Below are 18,384 nucleotides of genomic sequence, written 5' to 3'. Positions count from 1 at the left end.
CGGAGCCTATCAGCCCCGCCGCCAAGGTCCAGATGCGCTCGCCCTATCGTGTATCGCGCCCGCGCAGGTGCCGCTCCAGCCGCCGCAACGCCAGCGAAGCGCTGACGGTCAGCGTCAGGTAGATCAGCGCCGCCGCATTATAGGTTTCGAAATAGCGGAAATTCCCGGCCGAAGTGACCTTGGCAAGCTGCGTCACATCGGCAACGCCCAGCACGCTGACGAGGCTTGAATCCTTCACCATGGCCACGAAATCATTGCCCAAAGGCGGCAGGATGGTGCGGAAGGCCTGCGGAAAGACGATCAGGCGGAACCTTTGCCAGCCGTTCAGACCCAGCGCCATCGCAGCCTCGATCTGCCCGCGATCAACCGAGGCCAGACCAGCGCGAAACACTTCGGCCAGAAAGGCGGAATAGGCGATGGTCAGCGCGATCACCGCCCGCCACAGAAGCGAGACATCGCGGGCGCGGATTTCCGGCAAGCCCGCCCAGTTCCATGCCGCCACCAGCGCGGGCACCGCGGCGAAGGCGACGTAGAGCAGCAGGACGATGATCGGCACGCCGCGCACGACCTCGGTGTAAAGCCGCACCGCCTGACGGATCACCAGCCGCTTCGACCCCGCCCCCACCGCCAGCAAGAGGCCCAGCACGGCGGCGGACAGGAAGGCCACCACCGTCACCATCAGGGTGATGCCGACGCCCTTCACCAGCTTCTGCATGATCTGGGCATAGACCGGGCTGGACCAGACCTCATAAAACAGCCAAAGGCCCGTCGCGCCCAGCACGACGAGCCACCAGGGAAAATCCTGCTTCGGGGTCTTTGCGGCCATCAGGGGCGCTTATTGCCCCATCTTGAAGTCAAGGAACCACTTCTTGTCCAGCGCCGACATCGTGCCATCCGCCTTCATCGCGGCAATGGCGGCGTTGACCGGCGCCACGAGGTCCGAGCCCTTGGGGAAGATGAAGCCAAAATCCTCGGCCCCCAGTTTCTCGCCCACGATCTTCAGCCCGCCTTCCGAGGCCGCGACATATCCATTGCCGCTGGTGCCATCGGTCAGCACCAGATCGACATCGCCCGCGCGCAGCGCCTCGACCCCGGCGCCGAAGGTTTCGAACATCTTGATGCGGGGATTGGCCTCGTTGCCATCCAGCACCTCATAGACGCCGACATAGAAGGGCGTGGTGCCCGGCTGCGCCGCCATCAGCAGATCGGGATTGGCCGCGAAAGAGGCCGCATCGGTAAAGCGCGCCTCGTCACCGCGCACCATCATCACCATTTCCGACCGCATGTAGGGATCCGAGAAATCCACCTGTTCCTTCCGGTCGTCGCGGATGGTGATGCCGGTCATGCCGATGTCATACTGCCCGCCCGAAACAGCGGGGATCATCGCGTCCCAACTGGTGTTTTCATAAGTGACGGTCATGTTCAGGCGTTTGGCGATTTCCGCCATGGCGTCATATTCCCAGCCCACGGCCTGCCCGTCACCATTGATGAACTGAAGCGGAGGATAGGCGTTTTCCGTCACCACCGTGACAGCCCGCCCGCCCAGATCGGGCAGCCCTTCTGACAGAGCGACGGTGGCGGAAAGGGCAAGCACAAGGCCAGCCAGAACGGCGGTCGGTTTCATCGGACAAACTCCCTGTCACAGAGCATTTGCCGGACTATGCCGCCCCCGCCCGGCAGAGGCAAGGGCGGCGGGGGATCACGCCTTGGCCATCGACGGGCGGCGCAGGATCAGGGCCAGGGGCACCGCGGCGAGCGAGACCCACATCATCAGCCAGAAATCGTCGATATAGGCCACCATCGCCGCCTGCACGTTCACCAGCGCATCCATGCTCAACAGCGCGGTGGTGTTACCGCTGGCCGCCGCCGGACTGTAGGCCCAGAGCGCGGGATTGAACGGATTGATGAAGGCGCCAAGCTCGGCATGGTTCACCTGGATATTGCGGGTCAGCATGGTCGAGACGATGGAAATCCCGATGCTCGACCCGATATTGCGCACAAGGCTGAACAGGCTGGTGGCATCGGCGCGGAAGCGCGGCTCCAGCGTCGAAAAGGCGATGGTGGACAGCGGCACGAAGACAAGGCCAAGGCCCAGTCCCTGCACCACACCCGAGCGGATCACGGGAAAGGCATCCATCTGCGGGCTGAAGCCCGTCATTTCCCACAACGAGATCGCGGTGAGGCTGAGCCCCGCGATGACCAGCAGCCGCGCATCGACATGGCGCACCAGACGTCCGACCAGCAGCATGGAAATCATCGTCCCCACCCCGCGCGGCGCCATCACAAGGCCGGTGGTGATGACCGGATAGCCGAAGATCCGCGACAGCATCGGCGGCAGCAGCGCAAGGCTCGCCAGCAGGATGATCCCCACGATGAAGATGAACACGAGGCCGGTCACGAAATTGCGGTCGGCGAACATGCGGGGGTCAAGAAAGGGTTTCTCGGCATGCAGGATATGGACGACGAACATCCAGAAGGTCGCGGCCGAAACGATGGAATAGATCCAGATCTCGCCCGAGGAGAACCAGTCAACCTCGCCGCCCCGGTCAAGGATCAGTTGCAGCGCACCGATGGCCAGCGACAGCAGGGCAAAGCCCGGCATGTCGAAGGCGCGCGGACGGCGCGGCACGCGCGGCAGATACAGCAGGCACCCCGCCAGCGCCAGCGCGCCGACCGGCAGGTTCACCAGAAACACCCAGCGCCAGTTGTAGCTTTCGGTCAGCCAGCCGCCCAGCGTCGGCCCGATGATCGGCCCGACCATGATCCCCGCCCCCCACAGCGCCATGGCCTGCCCTGCCTTTTCGCGCGGGTTAATATCCAGAAGGAAGGTCTGCGACAGCGGCACGATGGCGGCACCGAACACGCCCTGCAACAGGCGGAACACCACCATGGAGGGCAGGCTCCAGGCCAGACCGCAGGCGATGGATGTGGCGACGAAGCCCACAATGGAAATCAGGAACAGCTCGCGCTTGCCCAACCGGTCGGACAGCCAGCCGGTCACCGGGGTCATGATGGCAGCAGCAACGATATAGCTGGTCAGAACCCAGGTAATCGTATCCTGCGAGGCACCAAGGTCGCCCGTCATCGAGGGCAGCGCCACATTGGCGATGGTCGTGTCCAGCACCTGCATGATCGTCGCCAGCATGATGGCAAGCGTGATCAGCCCGCGGTGCTTGACCTCGGGATGGGTTTCAGCGGTCTGCATGGCATCACTCGCCCGCCAGCGCCGCGAACAGCGGACCGCGTTCACGCCCGGTATCGACCGTCACCTCGGCGCTGAGCCCCGAGGACAGGCCCGCCGCCGCCGCCGGGTCATCCAGCCGGATGCGCACGGGAATGCGCTGGGTCACCTTGACCCAGTTGCCGGTGGCGTTCTGCGCGGGCAGCAACGAGAATTCCGCCCCCGTGCCCGCACCGATCGCCTCGACCTTGCCTGCGAACTTGCGGCCCGGCGCCATATCAAAGCTGATCTCGGCCTCCTGACCGACACCAATGCCTTCCAGCTGGGTTTCCTTGAAATTCGCCTCGACCCACAGATCGCCGGTTTCGACCAGCGCGAACACCGACTGCCCGGCCGAAACCATGGCGCCCGGACGGAACGAGGCCGCCTGATAGATCACGCCATCTGCCGGGGCGAGCACCGTGGTCTGGTCAAGGTTATAGCGGGCGCGGTCCAGCTCGGCCAGCGCCGCGCGCACGGTGGGGTGCGCGTCGGTTGCGGCGTCCGGCGCCCCGCCCAGTGCGGCACGAGCCGCAGAGACATTCACCTCGGCCACAGACGCCTGTTCGGCGGCCTGCTTCGCGGCGTGGCGGGCGGAATCCAGATCGCTTTCGCGGCTGACACCCTTGCGCGACAGCGCCTCCTGACGGGCGAGTTCGCTTTGCTGGAAGTCCGCGTCATCGCGGGCCAGCTTTTGCTGCGCAACGGCCTGAGCGTAAGCCGCCTTCAGCCGTTCCACCTGCACCCGCGCGCCATCCAGCGCCGCCTCGGCCTGCGCCAGCGCCAGCCGATACGGCTCGGGGTCAACCTGAAACAGGGCATCGCCTTTGTGGACCGTCTGCAATTCGCTGACCGCCACATCGACAACCCGCCCGCCGATCACCGGCGCGATGGAGACACGCGCCTGATGCAGGTTGGCATTTTCAGTGGATTCGTAACGCCCCCCGGCAAACCACCACGCCCCCGCGCCTCCGGCAAGCGCCAGTGGCACGGCAAACATCAGGAACATCATCCGCAGCTTGCTGCGCGGCTTCTTCACGGCAGGGACAGCCGCGGGGGCAGCAGTCCGGGTCGGCTCTTCGACTGGCAGATCGGTCGGCAGATCACTCATCGGTCTTCTCACATACGGCAGCGGACGACAGGGCATCCGCAGGATTTCGGTTGGTTGTGTCGATACCCGACACCGGATTTCGGTTCAGCGTGTCGATGATCGACACAAGGGCCGCTTGCAGGGCGCGGCGGGTTTCATCGGGCAGGCCAGCCATGGCCTCCTCCGTGACCTCTTCGACGATCTGGCGCACGCCCGGCGCGATGGCCTGCGCCTTGTCGCTGGCCACAACGATGCGGCAGCGGCGGTCGTCGGGATCGGCTTCGCGCCGCACCCAGCCGGATTGTTCCATGCGGTCGACCAGACGCGACACGCTGATCGGTTCCACATCCAGCCGGTCGGCCAGCGCAGCCTGCGTCATCGGCCCGTCGCGCAGGACAGAGCCAAGCAGCCGCCATTGCGTCGCGGACAATCCGTGTTCCGTGGTGCGCGCCGCAAATTCCCGGCGCAAGGCGCGCGAGGCGTCATGCAGAAGCTGGGCGAGTCGGTCGATGCGATAGGTCATGAAGCATAGATATAATAAGCATGCTTAGTATTCAATCAAAGAAGGTAAGCATGCTTACCATATCCATGCAGGCTCAGCTGTGCAGATTTCCGCAGACCGGGCAATCCGGGCGTGGCTTGATGCTGATGACCCGCGTTTCAGTATAAAGCGCATCATGGATCATCAGCCGCCCGGCCAGCGTCTGCCCCGCGCCGGTCAGATGCTTCACCGCTTCCATCGCCATGATGGAACCGATGACGCCCGGCAGGGGGGCCGCCACGCCTGCCTCGGCGCAGGTCGGCACCATGCCAGGGGCGGGCCGCTCAGGGAAAACGCATTGATAGCAAGGCGTTCCGCGCGCCGGATCGTAAAGCGAGATCTGGCCTTCCCATTGCGTGATCGCCCCGGCGATCAGGGGCTTGCCCAGGCGCGCCGCCACGCGGTTCACCATGTAACGGGTGTCGAAATTGTCGGTGCCATCGAGGATCAGGTCATATTCTGCGAACAGCGCGGCGGCGCTGTCCTCGTCCAGCCGGCGCTGATAGGGGCGCACCTCGACGAAGGGGTTCAGCGCGCGCATGGCTTCCGCTGCGGAATGGACCTTGGGCATGCCGATGCCCTGATCGCGGTGGATGATCTGACGTTGCAGGTTGGAACTGTCCACCGTGTCATCATCGACGACGCCGATCACCCCGACCCCGGCGGCGGCGAGATAGAGGCAGACCGGGCTACCCAGCCCCCCTGCCCCGATCACCAGCACCTTCGCGGCCTTCAGCCGCTTCTGCCCCGGCCCGCCGATCTCGCGCAGCAGGATGTGGCGGGCATAGCGATTCAGCTCTGCCTCGCGGAACGTGCCTTGCGGTTTCGCCTCTTCCATCGGTTTCGCCCTTTCCCGCAGTGCACCCAAACCCCGACGATAGGCCAGCGTCAGAGCGGCAACACCGCCCAGCACCAGCCAGAGCCGCAGATCGCCAAGACCCGCCCGCAAGCCCCCGTCGGGAAGGATCAGCAGCGACAGCACCACCAGCGCCCAGATTACGACGATCATGCCGCCCCGCGCACGGGTGGAAGCGCCCATGATCCCGCCGATGATCCAGACGGCCGCGAAAGCTGCGAAGACCGCGAGCATCAGCGCCGCCCGGTCGATCCGAAACCGCCCGCGCCGCGCGCGGTCTCGCCCAGCGCCTCGACCACCACCATGCGCACCTGCACCACCGGCGCCACGATCATCTGCGCGATGCGGTCGCCATGCTGCACGGTGTAGGGTTCCGCCCCCAGATTGACCAGCGCCACCCCCAGCGGACCGCGATAGTCGCTGTCGATGGTGCCGGGCGTATTAGGCAGGGTGATGCCGTGCTTCAGCGCAAGGCCAGAGCGCGGGCGCACCTGCATCTCGAACCCCTCCGGGATTTCGACGCGGATACCAGTCGGCACGATGAGCCGCTGCATCGGTTGCAGGGTGATGCCTGTGTCCCGCTGTTCCGGCAGCAGGTTGGCGCGGATATCGGCCCCCGCCGCGCCGGGGGTTTCATAGGCAGGCAGGGCCAGGTTACGGTCTGCCCAGTCTTCCCACATGATCCGCAGTGCCGGCGCCATCCTGTCCCTCCGTTTGCCCCCTTATGGGGCGCGAGGCCGGGCAGTGGCAAGCCACCCAGGCGTCAGGGCCGGATCTCGATTTCCGCCTGCGCGCTGTGCCGCAGCACGCGCCGGGCATTCGGAATATCATTCGACAGCGCCTTGTCGCGCGCCTGTTCAGGCGCAAAACCATGGTCAAGCCAGCGCCGAACCAGACGCCGCTCCAGCTCTGCCTCCGGCACCTCCAGCGCGAGGGTCAGATCGTAAAGCGGCCGTGCATCAGACCAGGGGGCTTCATCCAGCAACAGATAATTGCCCTCGACGATCAGCAGCCGGTCGTCAGGCCGCACCACATCGCCGCCCGCCCGCGCGAGGTCCAGCCTGCGGTCGAATGTGGGAATGACCACCTCAGGTTCTGCCCGCAACCGCTGCACCAGATGCACGAAGCCCAAGGCATCAAAGCTTTCCGGGCAGCCCTTGCGCGTCTGAAGGCCCCGCGCCTCCAGCACCCGGTTGTCCAGATGAAAGCCATCCATCGGCACCACGCGGGCACCTTCGCCCAGCGCCGCAACCAGCGCCGCGGCCAGGGTGGATTTGCCCGCCCCCGGCGGACCGGCGAGGGCGGTGATGAACCGCCCCCGCCCTGCCGCCCTGCGGCGGATCTCGTCGGCCAGCACGGCCGGGGTCGTCATGCTTCCTCGCTCACGCCGTCAGGCAGCTTGGCCCCGGTCATGAAGGCCACCGCATCCGACATGCTGTAATCGCCGGGCCTGATGACACAGAGCCTGCGGCCCAGCCGGTGAATGTGGATGCGATCCGCCACCTCGAACACATGCGGCATATTGTGGCTGATGAGGATGATCGGGATGCCGCGCGAACGCACATCACGGATCAGTTCCAGCACGCGGCGGCTTTCCTTGACGCCCAGCGCGGCGGTGGGCTCGTCAAGGATCACGACCTTCGAGCCGAAAGCCGCCGCCCGTGCCACCGCGACCCCCTGCCGTTGGCCGCCCGAAAGCGTTTCCACCGGCTGGTTGATGTTCTGAATGGTCATCAGCCCCAGCTCGTTCAGCTTGGCGCGGGCGAATTTTTCCATCGCAGGGCGGTCAAGCTGGCGGAGCAGGTTGCCCATCAGGCCGGGTTTGCGCAACTCGCGGCCCATGAACATGTTGTCGGCGATGGACAGCGCGGGCGACATGGCCAGCGTCTGATAGACGCATTCGATGCCATGCGCGCGCGCCTCCAGCGGGCTTTCAAACCGGACGGGCTTGCCATCCAGCGTGATCTCGCCCTCGTCAGGCTGCACCGCCCCCGACAGCGCCTTGATGAGCGAGGATTTCCCCGCACCATTGTCGCCGATCACCGCCAGAATCTCGCCCGGCATCAGATCGAAGTCGCAGTTGTCGAGCGCGGTCACCTTGCCATAGCGCTTGACCAGACCACGCGCCTTGAGAAGAGGTTCTTGCGTCATGCCGATACCTTTCTGATCCACTGGTCCACGGCCACGGCGAAGATGATAAGCACGCCGATCAGGAAGAAGGTCCATTGCGGGTCGGTGCCGACAAGGCGCAGGCCCATTTCAAAGACGCCCACGATCAGCGCGCCGAAGAACATGCCGACGATGGAGCCGCGCCCGCCGAAAAGGCTGATCCCCCCGATCACCACGGCGGTGATGGACTGGATGTTGCCCAGTTGCCCGGTCGATGCAGTGGGAGAGACAGAGCCGAAGCGGCCGATCATCACCCAGCCAGCGATGGCGCAGAACAGCCCGGCCAGAGCATAGACCTGGATCAGGATGCGCTTGGTCTGCACGCCAGCCAGTTCCGCCGCATCGGGGTCGTCGCCCACGGCATAGACATGGCGGCCCCAGGCGGTATGGCGCAGCACATAGGCCATGATCGCCACCAGCGCGATCATCAGGAACACGGCGTAAAGCACCTTCACCCCGCCCGGCTGGATCGCATTCCCCCAGAATTGCAGCGCCGGTGCCTGCGCGGCAATGTCCGAAGACCGGATCGTCTCGTTCGCCGAGAAAATGAAATTCGAGGCCAGAAGGATCTGCCAGGTGCCCAGCGTGACGATGAAGGGTGGCAGCTTCACCTTCGCGACCAGCCAGCCGTTGATGAAGCCCATAGCTGTGCCGAGTGCCAGCCCGATCAGGATGGCCAGCGGCGCCGGTATCCCGTAGCGGAAGGTCATCTGGCCCATAAGCACAGAGGAAAACACCGCGATGGCGCCGACCGAAAGGTCGATCCCCGCCGTCAGAACGACGATGGATTGCGCGCAGCCCAGAATGCCCACAATGGCAATCTGTTGCAGGATGGTGGAAAGCGTGGTCGGTTTGAAGAAATTGGCCGACAGCACCCCGAAGATCACCAGCGCCACCACCAGAACGATCATCGGCACGGCCGAGGGCGTCTGGTGCAGCCAGTGCTGGATGCGTTTCAGGGCAGTCTTGTCGTCTTGGAATTCGGCGACCTTTTCCGAGGCGCCTTTCAGCCCCTCTTCAAACGTCGTCGCAGCCTTGGCGTCGGATGTCATGTCATTCCCCCTTTGCCTCGCCCGGTTCGCGCGGGCGCGCTTGCGACAAGGGCGGCGCTTGGCCGCCCCTGGAGGTCAGTTGCAGGGTTTTCGGGTTCTGGATCAATGCCGGGCCTTCAGCCCCAGCACAGTTCCGTGCCCTTGGTGGTGTCGATCGACTCGACCCCTGCGACCGGCTTGTCGGTCACAAGCGCCACGCCGGTATCGAAGAAGTCCTTGCCTTCAGTCGGCGCGGGCTTGGTGCCGTCGGCAGCATATTTGGCAATCGCCTCGATCCCCAACGAAGCCATCAGCAGCGGATATTGCTGCGAGGTGGCCCCGATCACGCCGTCTTTGACGTTTGCAACGCCCGGACAGCCGCCGTCCACCGAAACGATCAGCACATCCTTTTCACGTCCCACGGCCTTGAGCGCCTCATAGGCCCCGGCAGCAGAGGGTTCGTTGATCGTGTAGACGACATTGATGTCGGGGTCTTTGGTCAGAAGGGCTTCCATGGCTTTCAGGCCGCCCTCCTCGTTGCCCGAGGTGACTTCGTTGCCGATGATACGGGCGTCGGTCTCGTCACCCCATTTGTTCGGATCGGCGAGATCGACGCCGAAACCTTGCAGGAAGCCCTGATCGCGCAGCACGTCGACCGAGGGTTGTGCAATGGACAGGTCCAGCAGCGCGATCTTGGCTTCGGCGGCCTTGTCGCCCAGCGTGGCCTTGGCCCATTCGCCGATCAGCAGGCCGGCGCGGAAGTTGTCGGTCGCGAAGGTGGCATCGGCGGCGTCAATCGGATCAAGCGGCGTGTCCAGCGCGATGACCAGAACACCGGCGTCGCGCGCGGCTTTCACGGCATCGACGATAGCCTTGGTGTCCGAGGCGGTCAGCAGGATGCCCTTGGCACCATCGGCCACACAGGCCTCGATAGCCGCGACCTGGCTTTCATGGTCGCCGTCGATCTTGCCGGCATAGGACTTCAGCGTCACGCCCAGTTCGGCGGCCTTCGCTTCGGCGCCTTCCTTCATCTTCACGAAGAAGGGGTTGGTGTCGGTCTTGGTGATCAGGCAGGCCGATACACCCACGGCCATGGCCGGAGCCGCCGACATCAGGGCAAGCGCAGCAGCGCCCGCAAGGGCTTTGGTCTTGAATTTCATGTCTATTCCTCCCAAGGGAACGGGTTTTCACCCGATGGCCGAAGCGAACACAGCGCCTCTCACTCGCTGCGTTGGACACAGAAAGCCTGATTCCCGGTCTTGGGTCAAGATAAATAAATCAGTCTGATTTAATATTGACAGCTGCGTCGCTCTGCCCCCACTCTGGCGGGGACAGACACAAGCTGCCCATGACTCGGGCAGTGCGCGCCCAAAGAGGTGAAATTCCATGCTGATCGGCCTGCCTGCCCTGCTTGGGCCCGAAATGCTCTTTACCCTGCGCGCCATGGGGCATGGCGACGAGATCGCGCTGGTCGATGCGAACTACCCCGCTCTGAGCCATGCGCAGCGGCTGATCCGGGCAGACGGGCACGGGATGATCGCGGTCCTGTCGGCCATCCTCGCGGTGCTGCCGCTGGACCGCGATGTGCCCGCCCCGATCCTGCGCGCCGCGCTGAACAACGATCCGGCACAGGCAGGCGACATCCATCACCGGATCGACGCCACCTGCGCCGATCTTGCCCCGGATCATGCCGTAGCGCCGCTGGAAGGAGCGGCGCTTTATCCGCGCATCCGCGCCGCACATGCGATCATTGCCACCGGCGAGCCGGAGCTATACGGCAATGTCATATTGCGTAAGGGTGTCATCGGCCCGCAGGACAGACCCGTCAGCCCGCGCCGCTGACCTTCCTGCAAGGCACAAGGGATCGGGAGGAGGCCGACGTGCCGCAAGTGACCACAGCGATGGATCGGCAAAGCCCCGAGGCGCCGGGCGGCGCGATCATGGGCACGGCGGGCGCACGCGGCTCCAACCAGTCAGGCATGCGCGCCCACAACGAACGTCTTGTCCTCAGCCTGCTGCGCCAGCACGGCGCCCTTGCAAAAACCGATATCGCCCGCATTACCGGCCTGTCGGCACAAACCGTGTCGGTAATCATGCGGGCGCTGGAGCAGGACGGCCTGCTCGCACGCGGCGAGCCGGTGCGCGGCAAGATCGGTCAGCCTTCGGTGCCGATGTCACTTGCGGCCGACGGTGCCTTTTTCCTGGGGCTGAAACTCGGGCGGCGGTCGGCCGATCTGAGCCTTGTGGATTTCACCGGCAAGGTGCGCGCCACCCGGCGACGGGTCTATCGCTATCCGACCCCCGATCAGGTGCTGGCCTTCGCGGCCGAGGCGGTGCCCGCACTCTGCGCCACCCTGCCTGAAACCCTGCGTGACCGTGTTGCCGGAATGGGCGTCGCCATGCCCTTCCAGCTGTGGAGCTGGGTGCAGTTCATCGGTGCCCCACAGGCCGCGATGGATGCCTGGCGCAGCACCGACATCGCCGCCGAACTGGCGGCGGTGACGGGCCTTTCGGTCACCGTGCAGAACGATGCCACAGCCGCCTGCGGGGCCGAACTGGTTTTCGGAACCGGCGAAAAGCCGAATGACTTTCTGTATTTCTACTTCGGCTATTTCATCGGCGGCGGGCTGGTCATCAATGGCCAGCTTTTCACCGGGCGCAGCGGCAATGCCGCAGGCGTGGGGCCGATGCTGGTGCCGGGCCGCGACGGGCGCATGCGGCGGCTCCTGACCATCGCCTCGCTGTCGAGCCTCGCCGCCGCCATGGATGCCGCGGGCGAGGACTCGTCGCATCTGTGGGAGAACCCGGCGCCCTGGCATGTAAGCCCCACCATTCTGGACGACTGGATGACCGAGGCTGCCGAGGGGCTGGCGGCGGCCATCATCAGCGCCTCGGCGCTGCTGGAACTGGGGGCAGTCCTGATCGACGGCTGGATGCCCGCCGAAATCCGGGCCGAAATCACCCGGCGCACCCATGCGTCACTTCATCGCATGGATCTGCAAGGCATCGACCCGCCGCAGATCCGCGAAGGCACCATCGGCCCAGAGGCCCGCGCCTTGGGTGCGGCCGCGATTCCCCTTGCACAGCGCTATTTGCTCGAACAGGGTGCGGTATTGACCGAGGGCTAGGCGATCCCGGCCCCGGCGGCCGCCGGTTGTGCATTTCTGCAAAAATCGTGGTCGCAGGGGCGATTTCCGGCCCGGAAATGCTTGCTCCACCCTGTATTTGGCCCATATAGGGCCAAAGCCAGCCCGACCAGACACGACGCCCGAGAACGGCCAAAGACGGAACGCCCCCGGTATGTCACTTGCCTTGATCGCTGCGCTGCCATTTCTCGGCGCGCTCCTCCCAGGTCTCCTGATCCGTGCGGGGCGAAATGCCTGCGCCGCCACCACCGGATCTGTGACCCTTCTTGCCCTTGTGGGGCTGCTCTTGCACATCCCCGCCGTCTTGCGAGGCGAGACGATCCAGACACGGATCGACTGGCTGCCCGCGCTGGGGCTGAACGCGACCTTCTTCCTTGACGGGCTGGGCCTGCTGTTCGCCGGGCTGATCCTGGGCATAGGGTTGCTGATCATCCTTTACGCGCGCTTCTACCTGTCACCGCGCGATCCCATGGGGCAGTTTTATACCTATCTGATGCTGTTTCAGGGCGCCATGGTAGGGATTGTCCTGTCCGATAACATCCTGCTTCTCCTGGTGTTCTGGGAACTGACCTCGCTGTCGTCCTTCCTGCTGATCGGCTACTGGAAGCACCTGCCCGAGGGTCGTCAGGGCGCGCGCATGGCGCTTACGGTGACCGGCGGCGGCGGGCTTGCGATGATTGCGGGCATGCTGATCCTTGGCAATATCGTCGGCAGCTATGACCTGACGGTGATCCTGCAACACAAGGCCGAGATTCAGGCAAGCGACTGGTATCTGCCGGCGCTGATCCTGATCCTGCTGGGCGCCTTTACCAAATCGGCGCAGTTCCCGTTCCATTTCTGGCTGCCACATGCGATGGCTGCCCCCACCCCGGTTTCGGCCTATCTGCATTCGGCGACCATGGTGAAGGCGGGCATCTTCCTGATGGCGCGCATGTGGCCGGTGCTGGCGGGCACGCCGGAGTGGTTCTGGATCGTGACCTCGGCCGGGCTGTTCACCATGGTGATGGCGGCCAAGATCGCCTTCTTCAAGGATGATCTCAAGGCGCTGCTGGCGTTTTCGACCGTCTCGCACCTTGGCCTGATCACCATGCTGCTGGGCTTTGGCACCAAGGCAGCGGCGACGGTCGCGGTGTTCCACATCATCAACCACGCCACTTTCAAGGCGGCGTTGTTTATGTCCGCCGGGATCGTCGATCACGAGACCCATACCCGCGACATCAAGCGGCTGGGCGGGCTGCGGCACCTGATGCCGGTCACTTTCACCATTGCCACGGTGGCGGGCCTGTCGATGGCGGGCATTCCGCCCTTCAACGGCTTCCTGTCCAAGGAGATGATGCTGGAGGAAGCCGCCCATACCGCCCCCTGGGTCATCCCGGCGCTGGCGGTGATCGGGGCGCTGTTCTCGGTCGCCTATTCCTTCCGGCTGATCGCCCATACTTTCCTTGGCCCGGTGCGCGACGATTATCCGCACAAGCCGCATGACCCCGGCTTCGGCATGTGGGCGGCCCCTGCCCTGCTGGCGGTTCTGGTGGTGCTGATCGGTCTGATGCCGATGACCTTTGCGGGCTGGCTGGTCGATGCGGCGGCAGGCGCCGTCACCGGCGAGGGCGTCAACGCCCATATCAAGCACTGGCACGGGCTGCAAAGCCCGGCGCTGTGGATGTCGCTGGCGGCCATCGGCGGAGGTCTGATGCTCCTGGGCCTGCATGCCGCGATGGACCGCATCTGGCTCGCCATCCCGCGCCCTGAGGCCAAGCGCATTTTCGACGCCATCATCGAGCCGCTGGCCCGTCTGGCCGGTGCACTGACCCGCGCGCTGCACACCGGGCGGATGGGCGGCTATCTCGGCGCGGCCACGGCCACCATCGTGGCGGTCGGCGCCTATGCCTTCTTCAGCGGCAGCCATACCCCCGGATCGCGGCCTCTGACGGTGATCGAGCCGGTGGCCGCCATCGGCTGGCTGGCACTGATGGCTGCCACCATTGCCGTGGCCACCCTGCACCGGCAGCGCCTTCTGACGCTGGTTCTGGTGGGGGTGATCGGCCTCGTGGTCAGCGTGGGCTTCGCCTATCTTTCAGCGCCCGATCTGGCGTTGACCCAGATCTCGGTCGAGGTGGCAACGGTGATCCTGCTGCTGCTGGCGCTGAACTTCCTGCCGAAATACACACCGTCGGAAAGCCCGACCGGCCGCAAACTGCGCGACGCAGTGCTGGCAGGCGCAGGCGGCCTTGCAGTTGGCGGGCTGATCTATGCGCTGATGACGCGCGATTTCGCCTTCCCCACCATTGCCGATTTCCACCTTGCCAATTCCAAGACCGGCGGCGGCGGCACCAATGTGGTGAACGTGATCCTCGTGGACTTCCGGGGCTACGATACATTTGGCGAGATCACGGTACTCGGCATCGCCGCGACGCTGATCTACGCGCTGACCGAAGCGCTGCTGCGCCCCGGCCCCGCCAACACCCGCCTGCTGAACTGGGTCAGCGACACACCGGACGCCGGTGACCGCCACCCGCTGATGATGGTGGTCGCGACCCGGATGATGCTGCCCATCGCGCTGATGGTGGGCATCTACATCTTCCTGCGGGGCCATAACGTGCCCGGCGGCGGCTTCGTCGCGGGCCTTGTGGTCGCCATCGCGCTGGTCATGCAGTACATGGCTTCCGGCTTTGGCTGGACGGCCGCGCGGCAGAAGATCGACTATCACGGGCTGATCGGCGCGGGCGTCCTGATCGCCGCCGCCACCGGCATCGGCTCATGGTTCGCGGGCGCGCCCTTCATGACTTCGGCCTTTGGCTATTTCAAGCTGCCGGGGCTGGAGGAGTTCGAACTGGCCACCGCCGCGCTGTTTGACCTTGGCGTGTTCCTGACCGTTCTGGGCGCGGTGATGCTGGCGCTGTCCTCGCTGTCGCGCATCGCCATCCGCGCGGGACAAACGGTCAACGTCGAAGCCTATGACGTGCACCCCGAAGATGAAGTTCCCGCACCGGCACAGGAGGCGAAGTAACATGGAAATCCTTGTCGCCTCTGCCGTGGGCCTGATGACCGCCGTGGGCATTTATCTGATCCTGCGCTTGCGCAGCTTTCCGGTCATCGTCGGTCTGGCGTTGCTGTCCTATGCCTGCAACGCCTTCATCTTTGCCTCGGGCCGCATCGTGACCGGCCTGCCGCCGATCCTGTCGAAAACTGCCGCGGGCTACACCGATCCGCTGCCGCAGGCGCTGGTGCTGACCGCTATCGTGATCTCCTTCGGCATGACCGCGGTGATCGTGATGATGGCGCTGGGGGCTTTCCTCGAATCCGGCGACGACCGCATCGACCTCGCGGAGGATGACAAGTGATGAACCACTGGATCATCGTTCCGGTTGTCCTGCCCGCCATCATGGGCGCCTTCACCCTGCTGGTGCTGCGCACCACGCTGGATCTGGCGCGGGTGTTTTCCACCGCTGCAACGCTCGCCCTGCTGGCCGTGTCAGTCATGCTGCTGCATGACGCCACGGTGAACGGCCCCGAAGTCTATTTCCTCGGCGACTGGCCCGCGCCCTTCGGCATCGTTCTGGTGCTGGACCGGCTGTCCGCGCTGATGGTGGCGCTGACGGCGTTCCTCGCGCTTGCGGTGCAGCTTTATGCCATCGGCACCGGATGGGATCGGAAGGGGCGCCACTTTCACGCCCTCTGGCAGTTTCAGCTGATGGGCGTCTGCGGCGCTTTTCTGACCGGCGACGCCTTCAACCTGTTCGTCTTCTTCGAGGTGCTGCTGATCGCCAGCTACGGGCTGATGATCCATGGCGGCGGGCGTGACCGTCTGAAGGCCGGGGTGCAATATGTGGCCTATAACCTGCTCGGTTCCACCCTGTTCCTGTTTGCCCTTGCCACGATCTATTCGGTGACCGGCACGCTGAACATGGCCGACCTTGCGGTGAAGCTGCCCGATCTGCCGGAAGGGGATTTCGCCCTGATGCGCGCTGCCGGGGTGATGCTGCTGATGGTCTTCGCCATCAAGGGCGCGCTGGTGCCATTGCACTTCTGGCTGCCCGCCACCTATGCCGAGGCGCCCGGCCCGGTCGCCGCGCTGTTTGCGGTGATGACCAAGGTGGGCGCCTATGCGGTGATCCGCTGCTATACCCTGTTCTTCCCTGAAGACCTGCCCGCAACCGGCCTGCTGTTCGCCGACCTGTTGCTGCCAGCCGCCCTGATCACCCTGTTCGTCGGCGCTTTCGGCGTGATGGGCGCGCGCAATCTGGGCCGGGTCGCTGCTTTTGCCGCCATCACCTCGATGGGGACACTGTTCACTGCCGTGGCGCAGTTCACCCCCGAGGCAACGGCCGCGGCACTTTACTATGCCGTGCATTCGACGCTGGCGGGCGGCGCGCTGTTCCTCATCGCGGATCTGGTGGTCAGCCGCCGCGGCACCGGCTCACTGACTGAGGCGTTGCCCCCCCTGCCCCAGAACGGCCTCATCGCCTCGTTCTTCATGGCTTCGGCGATTGCGACCGCCGGGATGCCCCCGCTTTCGGGCTTCCTTGGCAAGCTGCTGATCCTTGATGCGACCCGTGGCCCGGATATGGCGCTGGTCTGGGGCGCGATCCTTGTCAGTTCTTTCCTCGTCATCCTCGGCCTGAGCCGCACCGGCTCCACCCTGTTCTGGAAGTCGCAGGCCACCCCCGGTGATCTGCCTGCCCATCCGGCGCAGCCGCTTGCTTTCGTGGCAACCGGCGGGCTCTTGGCAGCACTGGCGCTCTGGACCGTTGCCGCCGGTCCCGCGACCGCCTGGCTGGAGGAGACCGCGCTGATGCTGCACACGCCGGATGCCTATATCGCCGCCAATAAACTGGGAGGGGAGTGATATGCTGCGCAAGATCCTGCCACATCCCGGCCTGTCCGCGCTGCTGATCCTGACATGGCTGCTGCTGGTCAATGATTTCAAATGGGGCAGCCTGGTCTTTGCCACCATTCTGGCTATCTGCATCCCGTGGCTGACAGCGCCGTTCTGGCCCGACCGGCCGGTGGTGAAGAACTGGCTCGCCGCCGCCGAATTCGTGCTGATCGTGCTGTATGACATCGTAAAATCCAACATCACGGTCGCGCTGATCGTCCTGTTCAAGCCGAAGTCGCAGATCCATCCGCTGTGGGTTACCGTGCCGCTGGACCTGCGCACGCCCGAGGCGATTACGGTTCTGGCCGGGACCATCACGATGACGCCCGGCACCGTCACCGCCGACATGTCGGCGGATGGCCGGTCGCTGCTGGTGCATTGTCTGGATGCCACCGATGCCGATGCCATCCGCGACGATATCAAATCTCGTTACGAGACCCGGTTGATGAGGATTTTCGAATGATCGCAGCCGCCCTCACCTTCGCTTTCGCCTGCTATGGGATCGGTGTGCTGATCTGCCTGTGGCGCGTGATCTTCGCGCCCTCGATCCCCGACCGCGTGCTGGCACTGGATACAATGGTCGTGAACATGATCGCGCTGATCGTGATTTACGGGATCGCCATCGGTACCGGCACTTACTTTGAAGCTGCGATGCTGTTCGCGATGACGGGCTTCGTCTCTTCCGTCGCCTATGCGAAGTTCATCCTGCGCGGCGACATCATCGAATGAGGGGCTGACAGATGTTTGCGGAAATCCTTGTCGCGGCCCTTCTGGTCATTTCGGGCGTCTTCGCGCTGGTCGGCAGCTATGGGCTGATCAAGCTGCCAGACCTGATGACCCGGCTTCATGCGCCGACCAAAGCCTCTACCCTGGGGGTTGGCGGCGCGCTGATCGCCTCGATGCTGCATGCGATCGTCTGGCGTAATGAAGTGAGCTGGCACGAGCTTCTGATCACGTTATTCCTGTTTCTCACCGCGCCGATTACAGCGAATTTCATCGCCAAGGCCCATATGGCCGAGAAGCTGAAATCCGGCGATCTGCCGCCCACCGGCACTGACCGTGACTGGGCAACGCTGGACATGAGCGAAGAGCCGGTGCAGCCCGAGATGACCCCGCCCGGCCAGCCGGGGCGGCCGTCCTGAACGCGGAACGGGCGGGCCGCCCGTGGTGGCTCCCTGCCCGCGGAAAGCCCTTCCTCAGAACGCCTTGAACGTCATCGTGGTCAGCGTGCGGACGATGCCCGGAATGTCGAACAGCCGTTCTGACAGATAATGGCCCACATCCTCGCCCTCGGGGATGTAAACCTTTGCGATCAGGTCATATTCCCCCGAGGTCGAATAAAGCTCGCTCACCACCTCGCGGTCGTAGATGGCGGTGGCGACGCTGTAGGTCTGGCCGGGGGTGCAACGGAACTGGACGAAAACACAGGTCATGGGAGGCTCCTTTCAGCGCGAG

Annotated in this window: 20 protein-coding genes; 8 read left to right on the top strand and 12 right to left on the bottom strand. The window is 64.7% G+C overall.

Features of this window, described 5'->3' with window-relative positions:
* Positions 1–43: 43 nt before the first annotated feature.
* From C8N34_RS19240 to C8N34_RS19190, 11 genes are all read right to left on the bottom strand, one after another.
* Positions 44–826, bottom strand: a complete 783-nt coding sequence (locus C8N34_RS19240) for an amino acid ABC transporter permease (RefSeq protein WP_108130134.1) — start codon at positions 824–826, stop codon at positions 44–46.
* A gap of 9 nt (positions 827–835) precedes the next feature.
* Complete coding sequence (locus C8N34_RS19235) at positions 836–1,624, bottom strand: transporter substrate-binding domain-containing protein (RefSeq protein ID WP_108130133.1); 789 nt, start codon at positions 1,622–1,624, stop codon at positions 836–838.
* Positions 1,625–1,699: 75 nt separating this feature from the next.
* Positions 1,700–3,205: a DHA2 family efflux MFS transporter permease subunit gene (locus C8N34_RS19230; protein ID WP_108130132.1), complete on the bottom strand. Its 1,506-nt coding sequence runs from the start codon at positions 3,203–3,205 to the stop codon at positions 1,700–1,702.
* 4 nt (positions 3,206–3,209) lie between these two features.
* Positions 3,210–4,331, bottom strand: a complete 1,122-nt coding sequence (locus C8N34_RS19225; RefSeq protein WP_108130131.1) for an HlyD family secretion protein — start codon at positions 4,329–4,331, stop codon at positions 3,210–3,212.
* Entirely contained in the window at positions 4,324–4,833 is a 510-nt protein-coding gene (locus C8N34_RS19220) for a MarR family winged helix-turn-helix transcriptional regulator (RefSeq protein WP_054302671.1), read from the bottom strand. The genes C8N34_RS19225 and C8N34_RS19220 overlap by 8 nt, the downstream gene beginning before the upstream one ends.
* A 73-nt stretch (positions 4,834–4,906) precedes the next feature.
* Positions 4,907–5,890 (bottom strand): HesA/MoeB/ThiF family protein, encoded by a 984-nt coding sequence (locus C8N34_RS19215; RefSeq protein WP_242013851.1) that lies wholly within the window; start codon positions 5,888–5,890, stop codon positions 4,907–4,909.
* Positions 5,891–5,940: 50 nt separating this feature from the next.
* Positions 5,941–6,408 (bottom strand): dUTP diphosphatase, encoded by a 468-nt coding sequence (gene dut / locus C8N34_RS19210; protein ID WP_108130129.1) that lies wholly within the window; start codon positions 6,406–6,408, stop codon positions 5,941–5,943.
* 62 nt (positions 6,409–6,470) lie between these two features.
* The gene (locus tag C8N34_RS19205) at positions 6,471–7,079 is read right to left on the bottom strand and encodes a nucleoside/nucleotide kinase family protein (RefSeq protein WP_108130128.1); all 609 of its coding nucleotides are present in this window, start codon (positions 7,077–7,079) and stop codon (positions 6,471–6,473) included.
* Positions 7,076–7,858 (bottom strand): ATP-binding cassette domain-containing protein, encoded by a 783-nt coding sequence (locus C8N34_RS19200; protein ID WP_108130127.1) that lies wholly within the window; start codon positions 7,856–7,858, stop codon positions 7,076–7,078. The genes C8N34_RS19205 and C8N34_RS19200 overlap by 4 nt, the downstream gene beginning before the upstream one ends.
* The gene (locus tag C8N34_RS19195; RefSeq protein WP_054302667.1) at positions 7,855–8,928 is read right to left on the bottom strand and encodes an ABC transporter permease; all 1,074 of its coding nucleotides are present in this window, start codon (positions 8,926–8,928) and stop codon (positions 7,855–7,857) included. Before C8N34_RS19195 ends, C8N34_RS19200 begins: the two co-directional genes overlap by 4 nt.
* 116 nt (positions 8,929–9,044) lie before the next feature.
* Positions 9,045–10,067 carry a sugar ABC transporter substrate-binding protein gene (locus tag C8N34_RS19190; protein WP_108130126.1) on the bottom strand — a complete coding sequence of 341 codons (1,023 nt, stop codon included), beginning with the start codon at positions 10,065–10,067 and terminating at the stop codon, positions 9,045–9,047.
* Between the two features lie 226 nt (positions 10,068–10,293).
* Between C8N34_RS19190 and C8N34_RS19185 the strand changes: the two genes are divergently transcribed.
* The 8 genes from C8N34_RS19185 (at position 10,294) to C8N34_RS19150 (ending at position 18,071) form a co-directional block, all read left to right on the top strand.
* Positions 10,294–10,749, top strand: a complete 456-nt coding sequence (locus C8N34_RS19185; protein WP_054302665.1) for an RbsD/FucU family protein — start codon at positions 10,294–10,296, stop codon at positions 10,747–10,749.
* A 59-nt stretch (positions 10,750–10,808) separates the two neighbouring features.
* Positions 10,809–12,035: an ROK family transcriptional regulator gene (locus C8N34_RS19180; protein WP_054302664.1), complete on the top strand. Its 1,227-nt coding sequence runs from the start codon at positions 10,809–10,811 to the stop codon at positions 12,033–12,035.
* A 172-nt stretch (positions 12,036–12,207) separates the two neighbouring features.
* The gene (locus C8N34_RS19175) at positions 12,208–15,060 is read left to right on the top strand and encodes a monovalent cation/H+ antiporter subunit A (protein WP_108130125.1); all 2,853 of its coding nucleotides are present in this window, start codon (positions 12,208–12,210) and stop codon (positions 15,058–15,060) included.
* Position 15,061: 1 nt separating this feature from the next.
* Positions 15,062–15,394, top strand: a complete 333-nt coding sequence (locus tag C8N34_RS19170) for a Na+/H+ antiporter subunit C (RefSeq protein WP_054302662.1) — start codon at positions 15,062–15,064, stop codon at positions 15,392–15,394.
* Positions 15,394–16,899: a monovalent cation/H+ antiporter subunit D gene (locus C8N34_RS19165; protein WP_108130124.1), complete on the top strand. Its 1,506-nt coding sequence runs from the start codon at positions 15,394–15,396 to the stop codon at positions 16,897–16,899. Before C8N34_RS19170 ends, C8N34_RS19165 begins: the two co-directional genes overlap by 1 nt.
* Position 16,900: 1 nt before the next feature.
* Positions 16,901–17,392, top strand: coding sequence for a Na+/H+ antiporter subunit E (locus C8N34_RS19160; protein WP_054302660.1), 492 nt, complete (start codon positions 16,901–16,903; stop codon positions 17,390–17,392).
* Positions 17,389–17,658 carry a K+/H+ antiporter subunit F gene (locus tag C8N34_RS19155; RefSeq protein WP_054302659.1) on the top strand — a complete coding sequence of 90 codons (270 nt, stop codon included), beginning with the start codon at positions 17,389–17,391 and terminating at the stop codon, positions 17,656–17,658. Before C8N34_RS19160 ends, C8N34_RS19155 begins: the two co-directional genes overlap by 4 nt.
* Positions 17,659–17,669: 11 nt before the next feature.
* Positions 17,670–18,071 (top strand): Na+/H+ antiporter subunit G, encoded by a 402-nt coding sequence (locus tag C8N34_RS19150; protein WP_054302658.1) that lies wholly within the window; start codon positions 17,670–17,672, stop codon positions 18,069–18,071.
* Between the two features lie 54 nt (positions 18,072–18,125).
* On the opposite strand, the gene C8N34_RS19145 is transcribed toward C8N34_RS19150, so the two are convergent.
* The gene (locus C8N34_RS19145) at positions 18,126–18,362 is read right to left on the bottom strand and encodes an Lrp/AsnC family transcriptional regulator (protein ID WP_054302657.1); all 237 of its coding nucleotides are present in this window, start codon (positions 18,360–18,362) and stop codon (positions 18,126–18,128) included.
* Positions 18,363–18,384 lie beyond the last annotated feature (22 nt).

The sequence above is a fragment of the Gemmobacter caeni genome (assembly GCF_003054195.1).
In the GTDB taxonomy this organism is placed as follows: domain Bacteria; phylum Pseudomonadota; class Alphaproteobacteria; order Rhodobacterales; family Rhodobacteraceae; genus Gemmobacter; species Gemmobacter caeni.
Note: the sequence above shows the minus strand (reverse complement) of the source record. Positions and strands in the feature narration are given on the sequence as shown.